General features: G+C 66.4%; 18 protein-coding genes. 12 read left to right on the top strand and 6 right to left on the bottom strand.

The genetic code is table 11. From position 1 onward, the window contains the following. Nucleotides 1-130: 130 nt before the first annotated feature. A complete protein-coding gene (locus BLR29_RS21415) occupies nucleotides 131-1,300 on the bottom strand; it encodes a hypothetical protein (RefSeq protein WP_092139333.1) in 1,170 nt (389 codons plus the stop codon). 707 nt (nucleotides 1,301-2,007) lie between these two features. Here BLR29_RS21415 and BLR29_RS21420 point away from each other — a divergent pair. From BLR29_RS21420 to BLR29_RS21435, 4 genes are all read left to right on the top strand, one after another. Next, the gene (locus BLR29_RS21420; protein WP_092139335.1) at nucleotides 2,008-2,787 is read left to right on the top strand and encodes a GntR family transcriptional regulator; all 780 of its coding nucleotides are present in this window, start codon (nucleotides 2,008-2,010) and stop codon (nucleotides 2,785-2,787) included. Between the two features lie 74 nt (nucleotides 2,788-2,861). Then, nucleotides 2,862-3,902: a tripartite tricarboxylate transporter substrate binding protein gene (locus BLR29_RS21425; protein ID WP_092139337.1), complete on the top strand. Its 1,041-nt coding sequence runs from the start codon at nucleotides 2,862-2,864 to the stop codon at nucleotides 3,900-3,902. Next, nucleotides 3,899-5,218, top strand: a complete 1,320-nt coding sequence (locus BLR29_RS21430; RefSeq protein ID WP_092139339.1) for a 3-isopropylmalate dehydratase large subunit — start codon at nucleotides 3,899-3,901, stop codon at nucleotides 5,216-5,218. Before BLR29_RS21425 ends, BLR29_RS21430 begins: the two co-directional genes overlap by 4 nt. Continuing rightward, nucleotides 5,215-5,727 (top strand): LeuD/DmdB family oxidoreductase small subunit, encoded by a 513-nt coding sequence (locus tag BLR29_RS21435; protein ID WP_092139341.1) that lies wholly within the window; start codon nucleotides 5,215-5,217, stop codon nucleotides 5,725-5,727. Before BLR29_RS21430 ends, BLR29_RS21435 begins: the two co-directional genes overlap by 4 nt. Here BLR29_RS21435 and BLR29_RS21440 read toward each other — a convergent pair. Further along, nucleotides 5,702-6,454 (bottom strand): phosphoribosyltransferase, encoded by a 753-nt coding sequence (locus tag BLR29_RS21440; RefSeq protein ID WP_092139343.1) that lies wholly within the window; start codon nucleotides 6,452-6,454, stop codon nucleotides 5,702-5,704. The two genes, BLR29_RS21435 and BLR29_RS21440, sit on opposite strands and share 26 nt — an antisense overlap. 347 nt (nucleotides 6,455-6,801) lie before the next feature. On the opposite strand from BLR29_RS21440, the gene BLR29_RS32515 reads away from it, so the two are divergent. After that, nucleotides 6,802-6,966 carry a hypothetical protein gene (locus tag BLR29_RS32515; protein ID WP_176861018.1) on the top strand — a complete coding sequence of 55 codons (165 nt, stop codon included), beginning with the start codon at nucleotides 6,802-6,804 and terminating at the stop codon, nucleotides 6,964-6,966. 60 nt (nucleotides 6,967-7,026) lie between these two features. On the opposite strand, the gene BLR29_RS21445 is transcribed toward BLR29_RS32515, so the two are convergent. From BLR29_RS21445 to BLR29_RS32520, 3 genes are all read right to left on the bottom strand, one after another. Beyond that, a complete protein-coding gene (locus BLR29_RS21445; protein ID WP_255371350.1) occupies nucleotides 7,027-7,728 on the bottom strand; it encodes a class I SAM-dependent methyltransferase in 702 nt (233 codons plus the stop codon). Nucleotides 7,729-7,888: 160 nt separating this feature from the next. Beyond that, the gene (cynS, locus tag BLR29_RS21450) at nucleotides 7,889-8,332 is read right to left on the bottom strand and encodes a cyanase (protein WP_092139345.1); all 444 of its coding nucleotides are present in this window, start codon (nucleotides 8,330-8,332) and stop codon (nucleotides 7,889-7,891) included. Nucleotides 8,333-8,380: 48 nt separating this feature from the next. Beyond that, nucleotides 8,381-8,521, bottom strand: coding sequence for a hypothetical protein (locus tag BLR29_RS32520; RefSeq protein WP_176861019.1), 141 nt, complete (start codon nucleotides 8,519-8,521; stop codon nucleotides 8,381-8,383). 792 nt (nucleotides 8,522-9,313) lie between these two features. Between BLR29_RS32520 and BLR29_RS21455 the strand changes: the two genes are divergently transcribed. From BLR29_RS21455 to BLR29_RS21475, 5 genes are all read left to right on the top strand, one after another. Next, complete coding sequence (locus BLR29_RS21455) at nucleotides 9,314-9,619, top strand: hypothetical protein (protein WP_092139347.1); 306 nt, start codon at nucleotides 9,314-9,316, stop codon at nucleotides 9,617-9,619. Between the two features lie 956 nt (nucleotides 9,620-10,575). Continuing rightward, a complete protein-coding gene (locus tag BLR29_RS21460; RefSeq protein WP_092139349.1) occupies nucleotides 10,576-11,520 on the top strand; it encodes a helix-turn-helix transcriptional regulator in 945 nt (314 codons plus the stop codon). Between the two features lie 263 nt (nucleotides 11,521-11,783). Continuing rightward, the gene (gmd, locus tag BLR29_RS21465; RefSeq protein ID WP_092139351.1) at nucleotides 11,784-12,992 is read left to right on the top strand and encodes a GDP-mannose 4,6-dehydratase; all 1,209 of its coding nucleotides are present in this window, start codon (nucleotides 11,784-11,786) and stop codon (nucleotides 12,990-12,992) included. Continuing rightward, entirely contained in the window at nucleotides 12,985-13,983 is a 999-nt protein-coding gene (locus tag BLR29_RS21470; RefSeq protein ID WP_092139353.1) for a GDP-L-fucose synthase family protein, read from the top strand. Before gmd ends, BLR29_RS21470 begins: the two co-directional genes overlap by 8 nt. 9 nt (nucleotides 13,984-13,992) lie before the next feature. Next, nucleotides 13,993-15,447 (top strand): hypothetical protein, encoded by a 1,455-nt coding sequence (locus tag BLR29_RS21475; protein ID WP_092139355.1) that lies wholly within the window; start codon nucleotides 13,993-13,995, stop codon nucleotides 15,445-15,447. A gap of 577 nt (nucleotides 15,448-16,024) precedes the next feature. Here BLR29_RS21475 and BLR29_RS21480 read toward each other — a convergent pair. Further along, nucleotides 16,025-17,443, bottom strand: a complete 1,419-nt coding sequence (locus tag BLR29_RS21480) for a polysaccharide biosynthesis protein (protein ID WP_092139357.1) — start codon at nucleotides 17,441-17,443, stop codon at nucleotides 16,025-16,027. Between the two features lie 306 nt (nucleotides 17,444-17,749). Between BLR29_RS21480 and BLR29_RS21485 the strand changes: the two genes are divergently transcribed. Together BLR29_RS21485 and BLR29_RS21490 are read left to right on the top strand one after the other, a co-directional pair. After that, complete coding sequence (locus BLR29_RS21485; protein WP_092139667.1) at nucleotides 17,750-19,012, top strand: glycosyltransferase WbuB; 1,263 nt, start codon at nucleotides 17,750-17,752, stop codon at nucleotides 19,010-19,012. Between the two features lie 143 nt (nucleotides 19,013-19,155). Further along, complete coding sequence (locus BLR29_RS21490; RefSeq protein WP_092139359.1) at nucleotides 19,156-19,794, top strand: putative colanic acid biosynthesis acetyltransferase; 639 nt, start codon at nucleotides 19,156-19,158, stop codon at nucleotides 19,792-19,794. Nucleotides 19,795-19,813 lie beyond the last annotated feature (19 nt).

Genomic DNA, 19,813 nt, shown 5'->3' on the forward strand with positions numbered 1-19,813 from the left:
GCGGCGTGACAGATCCACCAGTGGCCTGGCGCAGCCGCGGATACCCGTACGTATCGTCTACTTTTCTACCCGTTGAAGCTCGGCGCGCGGGCGGGCCATCCCACCCGCGCCACGCGCCACCTTCGAGGGCTTAGTGGCCGACGTTCACGTTAGCCTGAACGGTGACAGCCTGTTGCGCCAGTGAGGCCATGCCGGAGTTCTGCACGATGTTCAGAACACCAGCCGCGCTTTGAGCGGTGCCGGTCATCGTGTTCGACATGTTGAACGTGCCAGCATCGACAGTCGTCGTGCCGCCAGCGCCGCCAGCGCCGCCATAGCCAGCCGTTGCAGCACCGCCAGTTGCAGCAGCACCGCTACCGCCAGCGCCACCTGCAGCGCCAGACCCACCAGCCCCGCCAGCACCGGCGTTATTCGGCCCAGTGCTAGCCGTGCTGGTAGCCGCGCCGCTGTTCGCGGCTCCGCCGGCTCCGCCCGCACCACCCGTGGCAGTCCCGGCAGCACCGGCCCCGCCAGTTGCAGCACCTGCGGTATTGGTCGCTGTGGCCGCGCCACCTGTGCCTGCACCGCCCGTGGACGTGCCTGCACCGCCTGCGCCTCCGGCGCCGGCTGTTGCCGTGCCAGTGGCCGATGCGGGACCAGCGCCGTCGTTGAACGCCTTGGACTTGTTGCCAGCCCAGGTGTCGCCACCCCAGCCGCCCTTGGCCGAGGACTTGCCGCCGAGACCAGCGCTACCCGCTGCTGCCTTTTCTGCTTCGGTGTAGGCCGAGCCGCCCTTGCCGCCAGAGGCGTAGGCGCTGCCGCCCTTGCCACCATCGCCAGCAACAGCCTTGCCCGACTTCGCATCGTCAGAGTAGGCCTTGGCATAAGCATCGCCGCCACTGCCACCCCTGGCGCCGTCGCCGCCGCTGCCACCCTTGGCGCCGTCGCCGCCAATGGCCTTGCCGCCATAGGCCGAGCCGCCCTTGCCACCATCACCGCCATTGCCTACGCCGTAGGCGCTCGCGGAATTCCCAAGGCCAAAGACCTTGATATGGCTGACCGAGCCTTCAAGCTTGCTGACTGCTACAGCCTTGCTTGTGTTGAACGAATTCTGGAAGACCTTCGCATAGCCCGTAATTTCGTTCGCTGCCGGACCCCCAGTGGTTGTTTGGGTGTTGGTTGCCGTGGCAGTCAGCGAATTGGCTCCAGTAGTTGATTTCTGGTTACAGGAAACCTTCCCGTCACCGCATGGGTTTGCTAGTGCGACACCGCTGAACCCGAAGGCCAGGACTGCAGCTGTCGCAAGAAGGGTCTTATTCATAGAAAGCTCCCAGGAGGATTTCACAGCGTCTTCGTCTGGGAGCCGGCGATCGGAAGATCGGTTAGCACTCAGGCGACGGTCCGGCGGCTCCGCCAAACCAGTCGCTTCTTCCGCATAATCGGTGCCAGCAGCGCCTCTCCGGGAGACAAGCCGTTGAAATACAAGGGCTGCCCAGCCATCACACGGGAACTTTTCCGCGGGTTTTCTGCGCGTCACGCAGCGGCAGGCTGTGAACCGCAGTAGACATGTCACAGGGCTGTGACACGGGTTCCGGCCTGCCGTCGTGCGCCCCGCTTCACGCCAACAAAATCCACCGCATTTTCAAGGAGTTAGCATTCATCCCGGAGCAGGCCGGAGGGCGCCACACCCGTAACGGCGGTGAAACAGCGATCCTGCCATGCCACATCCACCACGCATTCATCGGGGGCGCTGCTTGTCAGGTCAGTCTCTGCGGCACCATGTTGCGGGTGCGATGACGAAGGCGGGCGCAAGTGCATTATTGGCGCCGCGGACGCGCGGCGCGGTATGAATCGCCCCGAATTCGTCCCCTTTCTTGCGGACAGAAAGCGCTCGGTGCGGTCTCGCAACAAAATGTTCCGGGCCGGGGTGCACCAAGCGCCCCCAATGCGTTTCATGCTAGGCTCTATGTCTGATCTACAGTACATTAGTCCCGTCAAGGACTTGTCAGCGCATTCGCAAGGGAAGCCATGAGTGAAGCCGTCGTTCCCCTGTATCACCAGATTTACGTGGTCCTCCGCCAGCAGATCGTGGAAGGCCGGTTTGGCCAGGGCCCGCTGCCGGGCGAGATTGATCTTGCCAAGCAATTCCATGCCTCCCGCGTGACGATGCGTCGCGTGTTTGACCGCCTGGTACAGGAAGGACTGGTGCGCCGCCATCGCGGCCTGGGCACCTTCGTCAATCCCCATCCGGTCAAGCCCGCCGTGTCGGAAGAACGTGCAGCCAGCCTGCTCGGCAACATCATCGACATGGGTGAGAAGACCGCGGTCAAGGTCATCTCGATCGACGAGGTCCACGCCACGCCCGACGTCGCCGAAGCCCTCAATCTGCAGGTGGGCGATCCCGTGATCAAGATTGTCCGCGTGCGCCACTATCGCAACCGTCCGCTGTCGCACATCACTGCGTACCTGCCCGCGGACCTGGGCCGCCCGCTGTCCCGCAAGGACCTGGAGGAAAAGCCCATGCTCCGCCTGCTGGAATCCGCAGGCGTGGAACTGGGCCGCGCGACGCAGGTGCTGACCGCGCGCCTGGCCGATGTCGTCGTGGCGCCGCTGCTCGACGTGCCGGTTGGCGGTGCCCTGCTGGCGGTGCGCCGCGTGGTGCTGGACAAGGCGGGCCGCCCGGTGCAGTTCCTGATGGGTCAGTATCGGCCGGACCGCTACGAGTACCGCATGGAACTGTCCCCGATGGGCGGCGACAGCGCCAACGTGTGGGTGGAAAACGAAACGCGCACGGGCCTGCGCGACTAGGGTCGGACTGCCCCTCCCGGTCGATCCGGGCGATACTGCGCACTCCTGATCACACTTGTCGAGGAGCCCACGTCATGCCAGTTGTTCGCCCGGGTGCGCACCTGCACGCCCGCAAGCCTGCCCGCGTCCGCGCGCTGATGTCCTGCCTGACCCGAGTGTCAGGCGCCGTGGTCCTGTCCCTGGTGTCCTTGTTGTCCGCACCCTCCGGCGCCCATGCCGCGGTGGCGGGCGGCAAGCCGATCCGCATCCTGGTCGGCGCGCCCGCCGGCGGGACCACCGACACGCTGGCACGTACCATCGCGCAGGAAATGTCGCAGGCGCTGGATCAACCGGTGTTGGTCGAGAACCGTCCCGGGGCCGGTGGCAACATCGCCGCGGACCTGGTTGCCAAGAGCCCCGCCGATGGCACCACGCTGTTGATGAGTTTCACCAGCCATACGATCAACGCCACGCTCTACAAGAAGCTGCCGTTCGATCCCATCCAGGATTTCACCCCGATCACGCTGGTGGCCACCGTGCCCAGCGTGCTGGTGGCCACGCCCAAACTACCCGCGAACAACATCCCCGAACTGATCCGTCTGGCCAAGTCCGAACCCGGCAAGCTGAACTTCGGCATCGGATCGGTCGGATCGTCGGTCCATCTGGCCGGCGACATGTTCAAGATGATGACGGGCACCTACATCGTCAACATCCCCTACAAGGGCACCACGCCGGCCATCACGGACCTGCTGGCGGGCCAGGTCGACCTGATGTTCGCCAGCACCATCAACGTGGCGCCGCACGTGAAGGCCGGCAAGCTCAAGGTGCTGGGCGTGACCAGCCCCACGCCGCTGCCGCAGTTCCCGGGCGCACTGCCGATCGGGGCCACGGTGAAGGGCTTCGAGTCGAGCGCATGGTTCGGCCTGTTCGGCCCGGCCAACCTGCCGCCGGAGATCACCCAGGCGCTGTTCCAGGCTGCGCGCCACGGGCTGGAATCGCCCGCCGTGCGCAAGCGGCTGGAAAACGATGGGGCCCAGCCCAGCGCGATGCCGCCTGAAGCGTTTGCCACATTCGTGAAGCAGGACGTCAAGCGCTGGGCGACGGTGGTCAGATATTCCGGAGCGCAGCCCGAATGACCCTGTCCAGCGGCAACGCCGTCGACCCTGTTCAGCTGCCCGCGACGCTCGCCCAGAAACTCGTGGCACGCGCGGCCGGCGTGGCGCATGTCACGCCGGGCACGGTAGTGATGTGCAAGGTCGACCTGGCGATGTCGCACGATTCCAGCGGCCCGCGGCGCGTGGCGCCGCTGCTGCGCGAACTCGGCGCAAAGGTCTGGGATCCCTCGCGTTTCGTGGTGGTGACGGACCACTTCGTGCCGGCTGCGGACCCCGATGCCGAGGCGATCGTCCGCTTCACGCGCGACTGGGTGCGCGATGCCGGCATCTCCCATTTCATCGACGGCGAGGGCATCTGCCACGTCGTGCTGCCCGAGCGCGGCCACGTGCTGCCGGGCCGCTTCATCGTGGGCGGCGACAGCCACAGTCCGACCGGCGGCGCATTCGGCGCCTATATGTTCGGCATCGGCGCCACCGAGATGGCGGGCGTGCTGGCCACCGGCGAAATCTGGCTGCGCGTGCCGCAAACCATCCGGCTGGACTGGCAGGGCACGCTGGCCGACGGGGTATGCGCCAAGGACATGATGCTGTTCCTGTGCGCCACGCTGGGACTGGCCGGGGGGCGCTACGAAGCCATCGAATACACGGGCGCCGCGGTCACCGCGCTGCCGATGCAGGAGCGCATGACGCTCACCAACATGAGTGCGGAACTGGGTGCGCAGACGGGGCTCATCGCGCCGGACGCCACCACCATGGCGTGGCTGGCCGATGCCGGCGTGGATGCCGCCACGCTGGCCGCCATCGATCCGCGCCAATGGCGCAGCGATGCCGACGCGCAGGTGCTGGAGACCCATCGCTTCGACGCCGGCACGCTGGCGCCGCAGGTGGCGGCCCCGCACTCGCCCGCCAACAGCGCGCCGGTGGATGCCGCGGCCGGGCAGGCGGTGGACATCGCCTACCTGGGCGCTTGCACGGGCGCCAAGCTCGAAGACCTGCGCATGGCCGCGCGCATGCTGCGCGGGCGCAAGGTGGCTGCCGGCGTGTCGCTGCGCGTGGCGCCCGCCTCCTTGCGCGACCAGCAACAGGCCGCGCGCGAAGGCACGCTCGAAGTGCTCGTCGCCGCCGGCGCCGAACTGCTGCCCAACGCCTGCAACGCGTGCGCGGGCTACGGCGCCTCGCGCTTCCCCGCCGGCAGCCGCGCCATTGCCTCCACCGCGCGCAACTTTGCCGGCCGCATGGGCGATGCCGGCAGCGCGGTGTGGCTGGCGTCTCCGCTCACGGTGGCGGCCAGTGCCGTGACCGGACGCATCACCGATCCCCGCACGCTGTTGGCATGACCCCTGCCCCCGATTTCCGCAACATGCCGGCCGGACGCATCTGGCGATTTGGCGACAACGTCGATACCGATGCGATGGCGCCGGGCGTCTATATGAAAGCCGCGATCGACGTGCTGGCGCGCCATTGCCTGGAGAACCTGCGACCCGAGTTTCCGACCGCCGTCCGCCCGGGCGACATCGTCGTCGGCGGCAGCAACTTCGGCATGGGATCGTCGCGCGAGCAGGCCGCGCAGGCGCTGCGCCACCTTGGCGTGGCGGCGGTGATCGCGCCATCGTTCGCGGGCCTGTTCTATCGCAACGCGATCAACCTCGGACTTCCGGTACTGGTTTGCGCGCACACGGATGCACTGGCCGACGGCGCGCGCGCCGTGTTCGACCTGGAGGCCGCGCAGCTACGGTTGCAGGACGGATCGCGCGTGGCGTGCGAGCCCGTGCCCGACTTCCTGCGTGCATTGCTGCGGGCTGGCGGGTTGATCCCGCACCTCAGGATGCGAATGGCCCGGCCCTGAGTGGATCGCCGGAGCGCGGCCACGCGGCGGTAGCCGACATCGGCGGACACGCGGCGTCGCGCAGCAGGGACATCGCCTCGTCGTCGCTGGTCTGCGTGAAATCGAGATAGAAAGCACCCACCGCGCCGAAGCTGGGCGGTATGTTCAGGCACACGATCTGGTCCGCCACGGCGCGCAGCGTATCCAGGCCCTCCGCCGAACCTACCGGCACGGCCGCCACCACCTGCGCGGCACCGGCCATCCGCGCGGCATCCAGCGCGGCGCGCATGGTCGCCCCGGTGGCCACGCCGTCATCCACCACGATCACCTGCCGGCCCGCCATGGCCGTCACCGGACGACCCTGACGATAGCGTTGCTGCCGCCGGCAGATCTCATTGAGTTGCCGGCCGCGCTCCGCATCGAAGGCGCCGGACTCCACGGCGCGGCGCGTCCAGGAATCGTCATTGGCCACGGTATGCGGTCCGCGGCCGTCCGCATCGCCCTCCACCACCGCACCCAACGCCAGTTCCGGATAGCCCGGCGCGCCGATCTTGCGCACCAGCAGCACATCGAGCGTGCCATCGAGTGCGCGCGTCACTTCATAGGCGACGGGTACGCCACCGCGCGGCAGGGCCAGCACCAGCGGCGGCTCGCCGTCGTGCGATCGCGCAAATCCGAGTTCGACCAGACGGCGGCCGAGAAACTGGCCGGCCTCGCGGCGGTCGGCAAAACAAGGCGGCAGGCTCATGGTGCGCTCCCGCAGACGAATGCAGGGAAGGGAAGGGACCGTCGGGGCCACTGGCGTGGCGCGGGTCCACAGCCACTATAGTCCTGTCGCGGCGGGGTGGCGGTGCTTTGTCGGCAACGTCGCGCGTCGCCCACATGGCCCTGAGGAATATGGGGTCATTGTTGCGTATTCGACCCTATGAGGGCGATAGGCCACGGCGATTGATGGCCAATCTGAAACAGTGTTTTCTGGCTTGCCCCGCTGTTCGGATCGGCTTGCTTGAGTAGCATGACTGCGTGGCGGAGATCCCCGCCCACCGACCCTTCCGGAGCCCAAGAGGCCCCGCCATCGACTGAGTGAGTGTTACCGTGAATCCGCAACATATCTCCCGCACCAACGACGAGGCCGCCAACCACGAACTGGACCTCGATATTCCCTTCGGCTCGCTCGACGCCGCCGCCATGGCCGAACTGCCGTACACCTTCAGCCAATCCGGCACCTGCACGCGCTACTACAACGAGTTTTTCGGCTGATTTTTCGGCCGACTCTTTGGCTGATTCTTTGGCTGCCCCGGGCGGGCGCCACCATCCGTCTCAGCGGCGCGCATGGCGCACCGCCGGGCGGGTCCGGCAAACCATGAAGTATTGCGAACTCAGCCACCACGGCAGCTGAGGCAGCGGGCTGTTGCAGGCGAATTCGACTGCAAAGCGAGTACACACATGGGCGCGCAGCTTGCGGAAATCGAAACCCTTGTGCGTTTGCCTGGGGTTGTCGGGCCGCGTCACCGGCAGCCCGAGCAGCGCCCGTAGCGCCTCGACCGGCGTATGGTCCATGCGCAGCGAACGGTTGCTGACCATGCCGTCCAGCAGCCTCGGCACGATCGCCATGCCGTACATGACGGGCACCGATATCACCAGCGACCCACCAGGCCGCAGGATGCGGGCGCTATCGTTCAGGAACGCGGCGATCTCGTTCGGGTACAGGTGTTCGCAGACCTCGAAGGCCGTCAGCACGTCGACGGAGGCATTGGCCAGCTCCGACATGCTGGAGACGTGGCGGATCTCCGGATAATCGGGCGCCTTGCCCGGATCCAGCCCGGCCAGTGTCAGGTCCGGGCGCGCCTCGCCCAGCCAGTGCAGAAACTGTCCCGGGCCCGCGCCAACATCCACGACGGTGCCGCCCTGGGGGCAGCGTGCAGCCACCATGTCCAAACCCAGCGCAATGCGGCTGCGCTGCGCAAACCGCGCCAGCGGACTGGACGCATCGGGGCATTGCCTGGCGTCGTCGATAGACATGGCGCCGCGTCTCCGGGAGGTAGCGGTGACGCGCATTGTCGCGAGCCGGGAGCCCGGCATCTGTGCGATTTTCCACATTGCGGCACGGCGCAGCCGATGAGGCCACCGTGTGCGGAAATTTCCAAGGCGGCCGGCCGCATGCCGGCCACCTCGGCGCCCTTCAGTACGTCTTGTAGGGCAAAAACTTGCCGGACATTTCGATGCGCACGCGGTCCCCGTTGGGATCGGGTTCGCGCTGCAGGTCCATGCGGAAGTCGATGGCGCTCATGATACCGTCGCCGAACTCTTCGTGGATCAATGCCTTGAACGTGGTGCCATATACGCTGATCAGCTCGTAGAAGCGGTAGATCAGCGGGTCAGTGGGCACTTGCGTCGGCAGGGACCCCTTGTATGGCACGGTGCGCAGCCAGGGCTCGGCCTCCGCGGGCAGGTCGAAGATCTCCATCACGGCGCGCGCGCCGGCTTCGTCAAACACCATCTGGCCGAGGCACGCGGCCGTCGTCCATTCCTTGCTCTTGCCGACCCGCTCTGCCACCTGGGCCCAAGAGATGCCTCGCCTCACCTTGGCTTCGATAATGAGGTCGGTCACGTCACTGCGGTTCATGGTCTCTCCGTTCGTCGTTGGATGATCCGGAGAGGACGGCACAGCGGCTCACGGCGACTGCGTGCGTTCCAGGCGAGCCACGGCGTCACCGCCGCCATCGTCGAACCGGGCGCGCGCAAACTGCGGCACCGTTAGCGGACTCAGGCCTTCCAGCGCCTGCAGGACCAGCACGATAAGCATGACCGGCATGACGTCCTCCCTCGGGAATACGGCGAACGGTTTGGCGCAAGCTTCGTGCCATCGGCCAGGCGGTGCTCGGGGCCTGTCCGTGGCACTTCGTGCCGCATCGTGGGGCGTGACGGAGGCGGCCGACCATGATCCGGGCGCGCCCGACGCACCGGCTCGGGGAACGGGGAGCGCTTGCGCGAACATCCATAGCGTACCCGTTTCTGCGAGAACGCTGGCGGCCGGTTTTGCGATGACACGACGCCGCGCCCTCCACTCGGCCACTCGCCGGCCACCATCGTCAGCCCCTGCCACCCGCCCGGATACCGGCTTGCAATGGCCCGGACAGCGCCCCCGCCCTGGCAAATCTTTGCGCAAGTCATTTCCGATGTAACGCCACATTACCCGCGGCACCGCGCCGGAAGGGCCTGCGCGCGGCAACGTCACTTTCCGTCCAGGCCTTGCTGCACAAGGCTTGGCGGGATCTCTGCGAGGTCAGAAAAATGACCTGCCGCCGTGCGCGGGCGTGAGAGACGGTCTTACAAGTGCAACCACGCGAGCCGGGGCCGCGTCGCTACATTCAAGCCGTGTTCAACGCGAACCGAAACGGAGCCCCACATGAAACGCGCCCTCACCCTGGTCATCCTGCTGGCCACCACCACCGCCCTGCTTTCCGCTTGCATCGTGGTGCCGCCGCGCGGTCCGCACTACCAGCGCTACCACGACCGCTACTAAGCCGAACGCGCGCGCCATCGACAAACAGACAAACAGTCAAACAGACATTTCCGATCCAGCCGGATGACAAGGAGAAAACCCATGAAACGCCAACTGTTGCTCGCCGCCGCCATTCTTGCCGCCGGCAGTGCTTTCGGACTGATCTCGCCGGCCGCCCAGGCCCACGGCTACTACGACAACCCGCCGCCCCCGCCGCGCCACGAAGTCCGCCCGGCCCCGCGCCCGGGCCAGGCGTGGGTGCCTGGCCACTATGATCGCGCACGGTCCGGCTATGCCTGGCGCGGCGGCTACTACCAGGCCGCACGTCCGGGACATCGCTATGTCCCCGACAGGTGGGTCCACGGCCCCCACGGCTGGGTCAAGCGCCCCGGTTATTGGGTTCGCTAAAGACAACCAGATTGGAGGCCGGACAAAGGGCCGGATGTAGTAAGAGGTTGCTTCAAAATGAAGCGAAGCGGTCCTGGCTAGACGCGCGGCCGCAGACAGTACAAGTGGTACGGCAAGGCCGCGCAACGACGCCAGGATCGTTTTGAAGCGACCTCTAAGTCAGTGCACGCTTGTCGGGCCGAGGACGTCACGTCTCGCGCTGGCAAGCCGACCGATGGCTGAGAACGGGCCGGACCGCGGGCATGTGGTCCGGCCCGCAGTCATTATCGGGATGGCAACGGCCTCCGACGATGGTCGGTTGCAGAGCGTGCGACCCGGGCGGTACAGCCCGTTTTTTATTCATCCTGATGTGGGATACCGGTCTCATCCTTTTGAACTAGGCCACGAGACTCCCCTCGAATGGTCGAGCGACTTCCGATGGCCCGACAGTCATTTTGTAATGGTTTCATGCGTGCGTCACCCGACACGGTTTTCGTTAATCCCACACCCCCCAACCGGGTGAATTTTCGTTATTTATCCAGCGCGTTTTATTCAAAATGGTTGCAGCCGTGAAACTTTTGCGGAGCCCCTTGTTGCAATACTGAAACTGGCTGGCCACCCCTTGCCAGATGGCGTCGCGCATACATTGGCAACCATCTGCACTATTTCGGTCAGGGATTATGAGTTTCGCTTCATTCCAACTCCCGTCCGCCACAAAGTCGCCTGCTTGCTTTCAGAACCACCAGCCCATAAGATGAATTTAAGCCGATTTAGGAGCGAGATTTTTTTGGGATTGGGTTCGGGTCATACTTCCGGTCGCGCGGACAAGTCCATCCTTACAATGGACATCGACTGACACGGAAGCACGGGGGTTAAGGCTGTATTCGCGGTGCCGTTACCGGTGTCCGCCCTGCCGCAACAAATTCCCTGCACGCAAAACGCCCGCAACTCGCCCGCCAAACGGGGAGTGAAGAACAATGAACGCCTTGCTGATCGAGGAGCATCCGCTGCTCCGGCTCGGGCTTTTGCAGATGCTCGAAACCATCCAGGATTCCGGACACGTATTGGCGCTTGCGCCCGCGGACATCGGACGACTGGAATCACCACACCGCAACGCAGACCTGCTGGTCTTCGGCATGCCGCCAGACGAGGCCGCCGGCTGGGAACAGCTGGAACTGGCGCGTGAGCGCCTGGCACCGCAACGCATCCTGGTGCTCGCGGACATGCTGCCCCTGCACGCGCCCAGCGTGGACGCCGCACGCGGCATCTGTGGCTGCCTGCCCAAGTCCGCATCGCTGGCCGTGATCGAGGCCGCTATCCGGCTGGCGATCTCGAGCGCGCAGGGCCTGATGTTCTCCGGCGAAGGCACCGCGACGCCATCCGCATCACGCTCGGCGATGCCGGCCACACCATCGCTGGCCTCGGCCGCGCCATTGCCGCTGTCCGCGGCGATGCCGGCTGAATCGCTGTCGCCTGCGGCCTGTGCCAGCGCCATGCGCGCAGCCGTGGCCGTGCGCGATCTCACCAGCCTGCGCCCCGGCCAGCCGATGGCGCCCTCCGCCATGGTGACGGCCGCGCCCGCCGCCCCGGTCGAAGAGGAGCCGAGCTACGACGAAGCGGAGATGCTCAAGATCACGCCGCGCCAGTATGAAGTGCTGGTGCTGCTGGCCCGCGGCTATCCCATCAAGACCGTCAGCCGCATGCTCAATATCTCCGTGGCGACCGTGAAGAGCCACGCCTGCACGCTCTACCAGCGACTCAAGGTCCGCAACAAGGGGGAGGCGGTCTACGCCGCCCTGCAACGCGGCGCCACGCTGGAGTGGGTCAGTGGCGATGAACGCATCGCGCGCGATGGCAACACCACCCCAGTCCTCGCCCGGCGTGGCGATTCGCCCTACGAAGGCAGCAGCATCACGCTTTGAATCCAGCCGTCCCGCAGCAGGGCGCCCGCCAGACCGGCCGGCGCCCTGTTGTCATTTAGGCGTTGCCGCGTCGGCACGTCGGCGTTGCTGCATTGCGACGACGCCACACAGCACGGATGCGCAACCACGCTGCTGCGTTGCCGCGCCGCATCTGCCCCCCGTGCCCCTGCCGGTGACCGCCATCGCGAGTGTGGGCTAGCAGACAGTACCCCCCATGCGCCCGCCATACAGTCCAATTCATCCGTAACCAACACGTGACTGTCATGGGCGCAAACGACCTGGAAATCCTCGGAAATTCCCCTGCAAACCGCGCGGCAGACGCTCCGGCGCCGCGCGGCCGCAACGGTACCCGGCGGGCGCTGATTACCGGGATCACGGGACAGGACGGGTCCTATCTGTGCGAGTTCCTGCTGGACAAGGGCTATGAGGTTCATGGCATCAAGCGCCGCAGCTCGCTGTTCAACACCGAGCGTATCGACCACCTCTACCAGGACCCCCAGGCCAAGGACCGAAGCCTGATCCTGCATCACGGCGACATGACCGACACGGCGAGCCTCGTGCGCGTGGTGCAGCAGTCGCAGCCGGACGAGATCTACAACCTCGCGGCACAGAGCCACGTGCAGGTGTCGTTCGAAGAGCCGGAGTACACCGCCAACACCGATGCGGTGGGCACGCTGCGGCTGCTGGAAGCCATGCGGATTCTCGGCATGGAGCGCACCACGCGCTTCTACCAGGCATCGACGTCAGAACTGTACGGCTTGGTGCAGGAGATCCCGCAAAAGGAAACCACGCCGTTTTACCCGCGCAGCCCCTACGCAGCGGCCAAGCTGTATGCGTACTGGATCACGGTGAACTACCGCGAGGCCTACGGGATGTACGCGTGCAACGGCATCCTGTTCAATCACGAAAGCCCGGTGCGCGGCGAGACCTTCGTCACCCGCAAGATCACTCGCGCCATCGCACGCATCGCACTCGGACTGCAGGACACGCTCTATCTCGGCAACCTGTCCGCGCTGCGTGACTGGGGCCATGCGCGCGACTACGTCGAGATGCAATGGCTGATGCTGCAGCAGACGCAGGCGGAGGACTTCGTCATCGCCACCGGCGAACAGCACAGCGTGCGCGAGTTCGTCGAGCGCGCGGCGCTGGAGCTGGGCATCACGGTGGAATTCGAGGGCACCGGCGTGGACGAAGTGGGCGTCATCGCCCATGTGGATAGCAGCCATCGCGAAGTATCGGGCCGCTGCAAGCCGGGCGACGTGATTGTGCGCGTCGATCCGCGCTACTTCCGGCCAACGGAGGTCGAAACACTGCTCGGCGACGCCACGCGCGCACGCGAGCGGCTCGGGTGGACGCCACGCATCAGCTTTGCCGAACTCGTGAGCGAGATGGTCCGTGCGGACTTCGCTTCGGCTCGGCGTGACGCCCTGGTGAAAATGGCAGGTTTCCGTGCGTACAACCATCATGAATAAACCTCTTCCCCGTATCTTCGTCGCCGGGCACCGTGGCATGGTGGGCTCGGCCATCACGCGGGCCCTGCGTGCCAGGGGCAACGCCGACATCGTCACGCGCACCCACGCCGAGCTCGACCTGAGCAATCAGCAGCAGGTGCGCGACTTCTTCGCCAGGGAGAAGATCTCGCTGGTCTACCTGGCTGCGGCCCGCGTGGGCGGCATCCATGCGAACGACACCTATCCGGCCGAGTTCATCCAGCAGAACCTGATGATCGCGGCCAATGTCATTCACGAGGCCTGGTGCAGTGGCGTGCAGCAGTTGCTGTTCCTCGGCTCCAGCTGCATCTATCCGAAGCTCGCGCCACAGCCCATCCACGAGTCGTCATTGCTGAGCGGCGCGCTGGAGCCCACCAATGCGCCATACGCCATCGCCAAGATCGCCGGGATGATGCTGTGCGAGAGCTACAACCGCCAGTACGGCACCGACTACCGCTGCGTGATGCCCACCAACCTGTACGGGCCGGGCGACAACTATCACCCTGAAAACAGCCATGTGATTCCCGCCCTGATCCGGCGCTTCCACGAGGCGCGGATCGCCGGCGCGTCAGACGTGTCCATCTGGGGGTCCGGCACGCCGATGCGCGAGTTCCTCTACGCGGACGACCTGGCGCAGGCCTGCATGCACGTGATGGCGTTGCCCACGCTGACGTACCGGACGCACACGGCGCCGGCCGGCTTCTTCAACGTCGGCACGGGCGACGAAGTCACCATCCGCCAGCTCGCGACGCTGATCGCGCAAGCAGTCGGCTTTCGCGGCAGCATCTCGTTCGATACCACCCGGCCGGACGGCACGCCGCGCAAGCAGCTGGACTCCACCGCGATCCGCGAAACCGGCTGGAAGCCCGTCATCGGCCTGCAGGCCGGCCTGCAGCTCGCCTACCAGGACGCGCTGGCGTCGGGGCGGCTGGCAGCCTGCGGCGAGGCGCACGCCCTGGAAAGTCCCGCCTAGGAGATCATCATGGGTCTGTCGCGCAACTTCGTGTGGGACGTGATGCTGGCCGCGTCGCTGCTGCTGATCGTCGGCTACTGCCATGCGATTTCGTTCGTTGGCTCGCCGCTGCTGCTGATCTCGACGCTCGTCCTCGCGACGGTGGTCATCATGCACTGGTGCCTCCACACGCGGGAGCGTTTTCCTTCGCTGGCGGACGCCTCCGTCCTGCTCTTCGAGATCCTGTTTCTGGTCGTCGCGCCGGCCGTGCAGCGCGCGTACTTCGACCTGGAACTGGTCAACACCTCGACGCTGAACGAAGGCTTCGCCGTCGCGACAAACCTGCTGTGCACGCTGTTCGTGCTGGTCTACGTCGGCACACGATGCTACGGTGCCCGCCGCGACCGGCGGAACCGGCGCGGGCCGTATGCCGCATATGCCGCGCGCCGCGGGCCGCCGCCGGCGGTCGTCGTGCAACACCGCCTGACCACCCCGCGCGCCCTGGTGCTCGTGGGCGTGGCATGCGTGGCCGTGGTGCTGTCGCTACAGGCGATCGACATCCGCACGCAGTCCGAAATGATCGAAGCGACGCCGCAGTACCTGATCCAGCAGAAGTACCTGTGCTTCCTGCCGGTGCCGATGCTGCTGATGCTGGTCAACGTGAAAGGCCGGCAGCTGTTCCGGCAGCCGCTCTGGCTGCTGCTGGCCGTGTTCTTCCTGGTGTGCGTGTTCGTGTCGCAGAATCCGCTGATCGAGAAACGCAACACCATCGGGCCGGTCTACCTCAGCCTGCTGCTTCTGGCGCTGCCCTGGTTCTCCCGCACGTCGCGCCGTCAGGCCACCACGCTGCTGCTGCTCATCGGTGTGTGCTTCCCGCTCGCGTCGGTGTTCACACACGCGGACCTGGCTTCGTGGAATGTCACCGAAGTCCTCGACCCGTGGCTGTACTTCTCGCACTTCCTGGACCTGCATTACGACGCCTGGGCCAACATCCATACCGTCATCGAGATGGTGAATCGCGACGGCCTGCGGCTCGGCGAGCAGTTGCTCGGCAGCGTGCTCTTCTTCGTGCCGCATTTGCTCTGGGAAGCCAAACCCCATGCGACGGGTATCGAGATCGGCCAGTTCCTGATGGCGTTTCACAAGCTGGACTTCGACAACCTCTCCGCACCGCTGATCGCCGAGGGATATATCGATTTCTCGGTGGCCGGCGTGGCGATGGCCGCCGTCGCCCTCGCCATGCTGACGCGCTTCCTCGACCGGTTGTGCGTCTCGGCAAGCCCTGTCGGCAAGCCCGCCGGCATCTACTTCTCCGTCTTCCTTGTCTTCCTGCTGCGCGGCGCACTGATGATCGCGATCGCCTACGGCACCGCCACCGCGGTGGCCTTCCTGACGATCAACTGGTTCGTGAGCCGGCGGCGCGCACGGCATGCACAGGGCGTGCGCCGCATGCCACGGGCCGCCCCCGCGCGCCAGCCGCTGTAGTCCGGACCGTGGCGGCATGCCGCCACGGTCGCTTCCTTTCTGCACTTCCTTTCTGCACTTCCTTTCTGCACTTCCTTTCTGCACTTCCTTTCTGCACTTCCCTTCTGCACTTCCCTTCTGCGCTTGCCTGCGCGCCTTCCTGTCGCTGATCTGTTTGCCTTTCGCGCGTCCTTTAAGCGCGCTCCTTACGCGCTTTTCCGGCGGGATTCCTGGCGCTCTCCTGACTCGCTCACCTCACCAGCACACCTGTCGATCCGCTGACGGCTTCACGAAACGGTCTGCGCGTGCGACGTGCTTCGGAAAGACTCAACTCAAGGGGACGCACTGGGCACATGCCCCTATGCACCGAGGCGTTCCGATTGCGCATTGCTGAAACGCATGACGCGCGGGATCAAGGAACGGGATCGAGGAGCGGGATTGAGGAACGGGATTGACACTCGGGATTGACGCGCAAGGCCGCCTCGCAAGACTGACGATCCGCTGACTGCCTTTTGCCCGTCGACGTGCAAGGCTTGCGCCGGAAAGCCGCCGGGGCGTGCGCCCCGCGTCGACAAAGCTCCGGCGCCTCAGCGCGCTGTCACGCGGTGTGCGGCAGCATGCCGCCGCGCCGCAGCAGCCCGATGGCCCGTGCGGGCATCATCCACAACGCCGTCGCGGCGTTGGCCACAATCAGCGCCGCCACGATGTGCGCGAAGCTGACCGCATTGGCCAGGTACAGCCCGGCACACACCACGGCGGCGGCCAGGAATTCCAGCAGGCCGATATTGCCGAGGCTGCTGAAGGCCTGCGCGCCCATCAGCACCGGCATGCTCGAAGCGGATGTCACCAGCACGGCAAAGTAGGCGGCGCCAAGCATCGCCATGCCGTTGGAAATCGGATACTCGGAGGCCGTCCATAGCGATACTGCAGCAGCGCCGAACACCGACGCCCCCGCAATCGCCAGCAGCCCGTAGGTCACGTAGGCGGCGGCGAGCTTCCGGTAAGTGCGCGTGACCCAGGCCCAGTCGCCAGCCAGCATATGGCGATGGATGATCGGCCAGAGCGGCTGGTTGATCATGAAGACCAGGCTGTGCAGCAGCATGTTGGCGCGAAAGAGCAGCGCCAGCAGCGCCGCGTCGCGGGACTGCCCCATCTCGTAGCAAAGCAGCACGGTGCCCTGCTGGATGAATGCCAGCGCCAGTTGCGCCAGCACCAGCGACTTCGTGTTGCGGGCCAGGTCCCGGGCAAACGCCTTGCCGGGCAATTCCTGCGGCCGGCCGACGCGCAGCACCACGAAGACGATGTTGATCAGTCGCACGATGATGAAGCCGAGCTGGCTGGCCAGGAACAGCAGCGTGACGTTGACATGCCCTTGCGCGTCGGCTGGCGCGTAGGAGCTGGCCAGCACGATGAACACCACGTTCAGGACGCTGCCGCCCGCCGTGATCAGGTTGTTGACATGCTGCCGGTGCTGCCCCTGATTGACGGCCTCGCCCACCGACAGCACGGTCAGCATGGCATAGCACGCAAGTGCCGTCGTGAAGAGGTTGAAGTATTTCGCGGAGAACAGATTGATCCCGCTGCCCTCGAGCACCGGCCGCGACAGCAACACCAGCGCGATGAGGGCGAGGAATACCGCGGACAGCGCGACGAGCGAGACGGCCAGCACGCCGGACAACAATGATTTCTTGCGATCGTCGGCGGCAATGGACGTGATCGTCGGCCAGACCCCAATCGCCACGAGCGAGAGCCACGCGGAGATGCCGTAGTACACCATCAGGGCGCTGAAGTCCTCCACGTCGAGGACTTTCGCGAACAGGGGGATGCTCACCACCTGGAAGGCCATGCTGCACGCCTTCGACACCATCGAGCTCGCCACCGCCAGCCGCAAGGCCCTTGCGCCCTGGTCTGCCCGCACCGCGGCCGCCCCGGCATCCGGCGCGCCGCCGCCGCCACTGGCCGCATTGGCGACGTCTTCGGCCTCGTTGCCAAGCAACTCGCCCTTCAAAGTACTCACGCAAGCCTCCTTCGCCGATATCGGCGGCCCCCGCATTGGCCCGCCCCTCGCACGCATCGGAACGCGGACGGAGCGGAGGGCGCAGTCACTACGCCGCAATGCAGCATACGTCCGCCGCCGGCCCGGTTCTGTTCGCTCGCGCACAGGTTTCCGGGCCGGGCGATTGCGTGCGGGCACGAACATTCGGTCACGAACCCGGGCCGTAGACTGCTCCTCGACCTCTCAGTCGACTGCTGCCCCAGCGGCCAGCGTGCGGCTGCCCGGCGGAAACGTGCGCCCATGCGGCGCCAGGATGAAAAGAGAAAGATGAAGATCCTGCTCTATTGCCTCAACTACGCTCCGGAGCTGACCGGCATTGGCAAGTACACGGGCGAGCAAGCCGAATGGCTGGCCGCGCGCGGACATGACGTGCGGGTGATTACCGCACCGCCCTACTATCCTGCATGGCGGGTGGAGGAAGGCTATCGCGCGTGGGGTTACAGCCGGGAGATGCGCAACGGGGTCCGCGTGATGCGTGCGCCCCTCTGGGTACCGGGCCGCCCGTCCGGGCTCAAGCGCGTGGTGCACCTGGCGTCGTTCGCCCTCTCCAGCCTGCCGGTGCTCGTGGCGCAGGCGGCCTGGCGACCCGACGTCGTCTTCGTGGTGGAACCGCCGCTCTTCTGCAGCCCCGCCGTGCTGGCGTTCGCGCGGCTCACGGGCGCCAACGCGTGGCTCCACATCCATGACTACGAGATCGATGCCGCGTTCGAGCTTGGCCTGCTCAAGGGCCGCCTGCTGCGCCGCATGGCGGAGGCCGCCGAACGGTGGCTGCTGAAGCGCTTCGACCACGTCTCGTCCATCTCGATCCCGATGGTGGCGCTGGCCAGGCGCAAGGGTGCCGACGACAAGCGCCTGACACTGGTCACCAACTGGGTGGACCTCGCCGGGCTGGCGCAGCGCAGCGATACCGACTTCCGCCAGCAGCTCGGCATCCCCGCGGATGCCATCGTCGCCCTGTACTCCGGCAACATCGGCAACAAGCAGGGCATCGAGATCCTGGCGGACGCGGCGCGCCTGTTGCTGGCGCGCGAGAACCTCCACTTCATTATCTGCGGCGCCGGCGCCGGGCTGGAGGGGTTGCGCGAGCGATGTGCCGGCCTCGCCCGCGTCCATTTCCTGCCGCTGCAGCCCGTGAAGGACTTCCCCTCGCTGCTGGCCACCGCGGACTTGCACCTGATGCCGCAGCGCGCCGACGCCGCGGATCTTGTGCTGCCCTCCAAGCTCGCGGCCATGCTTGCCAGCGGGCGCCCGGTCGTCGCCACCGCACAGGAGGGCACGGAGCTCGCGCGGCTGGTGGCGTCCTGCGGCATCGTCGTCGACCCCGGCGACAGCGTCGCGGTGGCCAACGCCATCGCGGAACTGGCCGACGACCCGGAACGCCGGCGGGCCCTGGGCGAGATCGGCAAGGCCTGGGCCGAACGCCATCTCGACCGCGAACCGGTGTTGTTGCGGCTGGAGGAAACCCTGCTGAAACTGGCGGCCCCACGCGATGCGGCCGCCCGCACCGAGACCGACCTGGCCGGGGAGTAGCCCGGGGAGTAGCCCACCCGCCAGCCCATCCGGCGCGCGCTACCGGGGGGCCCGGCCTGTGTGGGTTGGCGTACGGTGCGCACGGTGGCGCGGCGGCACGATTCTCCGCATATCCCTCGGGAAAAGACGGAAAGGAACCCGACATGATCCAGGACTTGTCGTCATTCAGGATGCCCCCCGGCTTCCGGGGCCGCTCCGCCATCGCCGTGCAGTGCTGGTGGTGTGTCCAGAGCCTGTTCTTCCGGACTTCGCCGCAGTTCGCGAATGGCTTCCGGCGCTGGCTCCTGCGCTGCTTCGGCGCGCGCGTCGGCCGCGGCGTCGTCATCCGGCCAAGCGTCAAGGTGACGTATCCGTGGAAGGTCACCATCGGCGATCACGCATGGATCGGCGACGGCGCCGAGCTGTACAGCCTTGCCGAGATCGTGATTGGCAACAACGCCGTGGTCTCGCAGTACTGCTACCTGTGCGCCGGCGATCACGACTACCAGCGCAGCGACTTCCTGATCCGTGGCAGACCCATTCGGGTCGCGGACGAAGCGTGGGTGGCCAGCCACACCTTCATCGCACCGGGCGTCACCATCGGCGAGGGCGCCGTCATTGGCGCCTGCAGCGCGGTCTTCCGCGACATGCCCGCCGGCATGGTCTGCATGGGCAGCCCGTGCCGGCCGCTGAAACCCCGTCTCCGCGACGTCCCCGGCCGCGAGGCAGCCCGGCAGGCGTCCTATGCCGATGCATCGGCGCCGGGCCGCGAAGAGCTCGCGGAAGACGCGCACGCGATCTAGATCCCATGCACCGCGACTG

The sequence above is a fragment of the Cupriavidus sp. YR651 genome (genome assembly GCF_900101625.1).
Classification (GTDB): domain Bacteria; phylum Pseudomonadota; class Gammaproteobacteria; order Burkholderiales; family Burkholderiaceae; genus Cupriavidus.

Coding starts and splice junctions, on each gene's coding strand:
- BLR29_RS21435 (WP_092139341.1), top strand. CDS start 5,215: ATGACCCCTGCCCCCGATTTCCGCAACATGCCGGCCGGACGCATCTGG.
- BLR29_RS21470 (WP_092139353.1), top strand. CDS start 12,985: ATGAATAAACCTCTTCCCCGTATCTTCGTCGCCGGGCACCGTGGCATG.
- BLR29_RS21490 (WP_092139359.1), top strand. CDS start 19,156: ATGATCCAGGACTTGTCGTCATTCAGGATGCCCCCCGGCTTCCGGGGC.
- BLR29_RS21485 (WP_092139667.1), top strand. CDS start 17,750: ATGAAGATCCTGCTCTATTGCCTCAACTACGCTCCGGAGCTGACCGGC.
- BLR29_RS21460 (WP_092139349.1), top strand. CDS start 10,576: ATGAACGCCTTGCTGATCGAGGAGCATCCGCTGCTCCGGCTCGGGCTT.
- cynS (WP_092139345.1), bottom strand. CDS start 8,332: ATGAACCGCAGTGACGTGACCGACCTCATTATCGAAGCCAAGGTGAGG.
- BLR29_RS21475 (WP_092139355.1), top strand. CDS start 13,993: ATGGGTCTGTCGCGCAACTTCGTGTGGGACGTGATGCTGGCCGCGTCG.
- BLR29_RS32520 (WP_176861019.1), bottom strand. CDS start 8,521: ATGCCGGTCATGCTTATCGTGCTGGTCCTGCAGGCGCTGGAAGGCCTG.
- BLR29_RS21425 (WP_092139337.1), top strand. CDS start 2,862: ATGCCAGTTGTTCGCCCGGGTGCGCACCTGCACGCCCGCAAGCCTGCC.
- BLR29_RS21415 (WP_092139333.1), bottom strand. CDS start 1,300: ATGAATAAGACCCTTCTTGCGACAGCTGCAGTCCTGGCCTTCGGGTTC.
- BLR29_RS21445 (WP_255371350.1), bottom strand. CDS start 7,728: ATGTCTATCGACGACGCCAGGCAATGCCCCGATGCGTCCAGTCCGCTG.
- gmd (WP_092139351.1), top strand. CDS start 11,784: ATGGGCGCAAACGACCTGGAAATCCTCGGAAATTCCCCTGCAAACCGC.
- BLR29_RS21420 (WP_092139335.1), top strand. CDS start 2,008: ATGAGTGAAGCCGTCGTTCCCCTGTATCACCAGATTTACGTGGTCCTC.
- BLR29_RS21430 (WP_092139339.1), top strand. CDS start 3,899: ATGACCCTGTCCAGCGGCAACGCCGTCGACCCTGTTCAGCTGCCCGCG.
- BLR29_RS21440 (WP_092139343.1), bottom strand. CDS start 6,454: ATGAGCCTGCCGCCTTGTTTTGCCGACCGCCGCGAGGCCGGCCAGTTT.
- BLR29_RS21455 (WP_092139347.1), top strand. CDS start 9,314: ATGAAACGCCAACTGTTGCTCGCCGCCGCCATTCTTGCCGCCGGCAGT.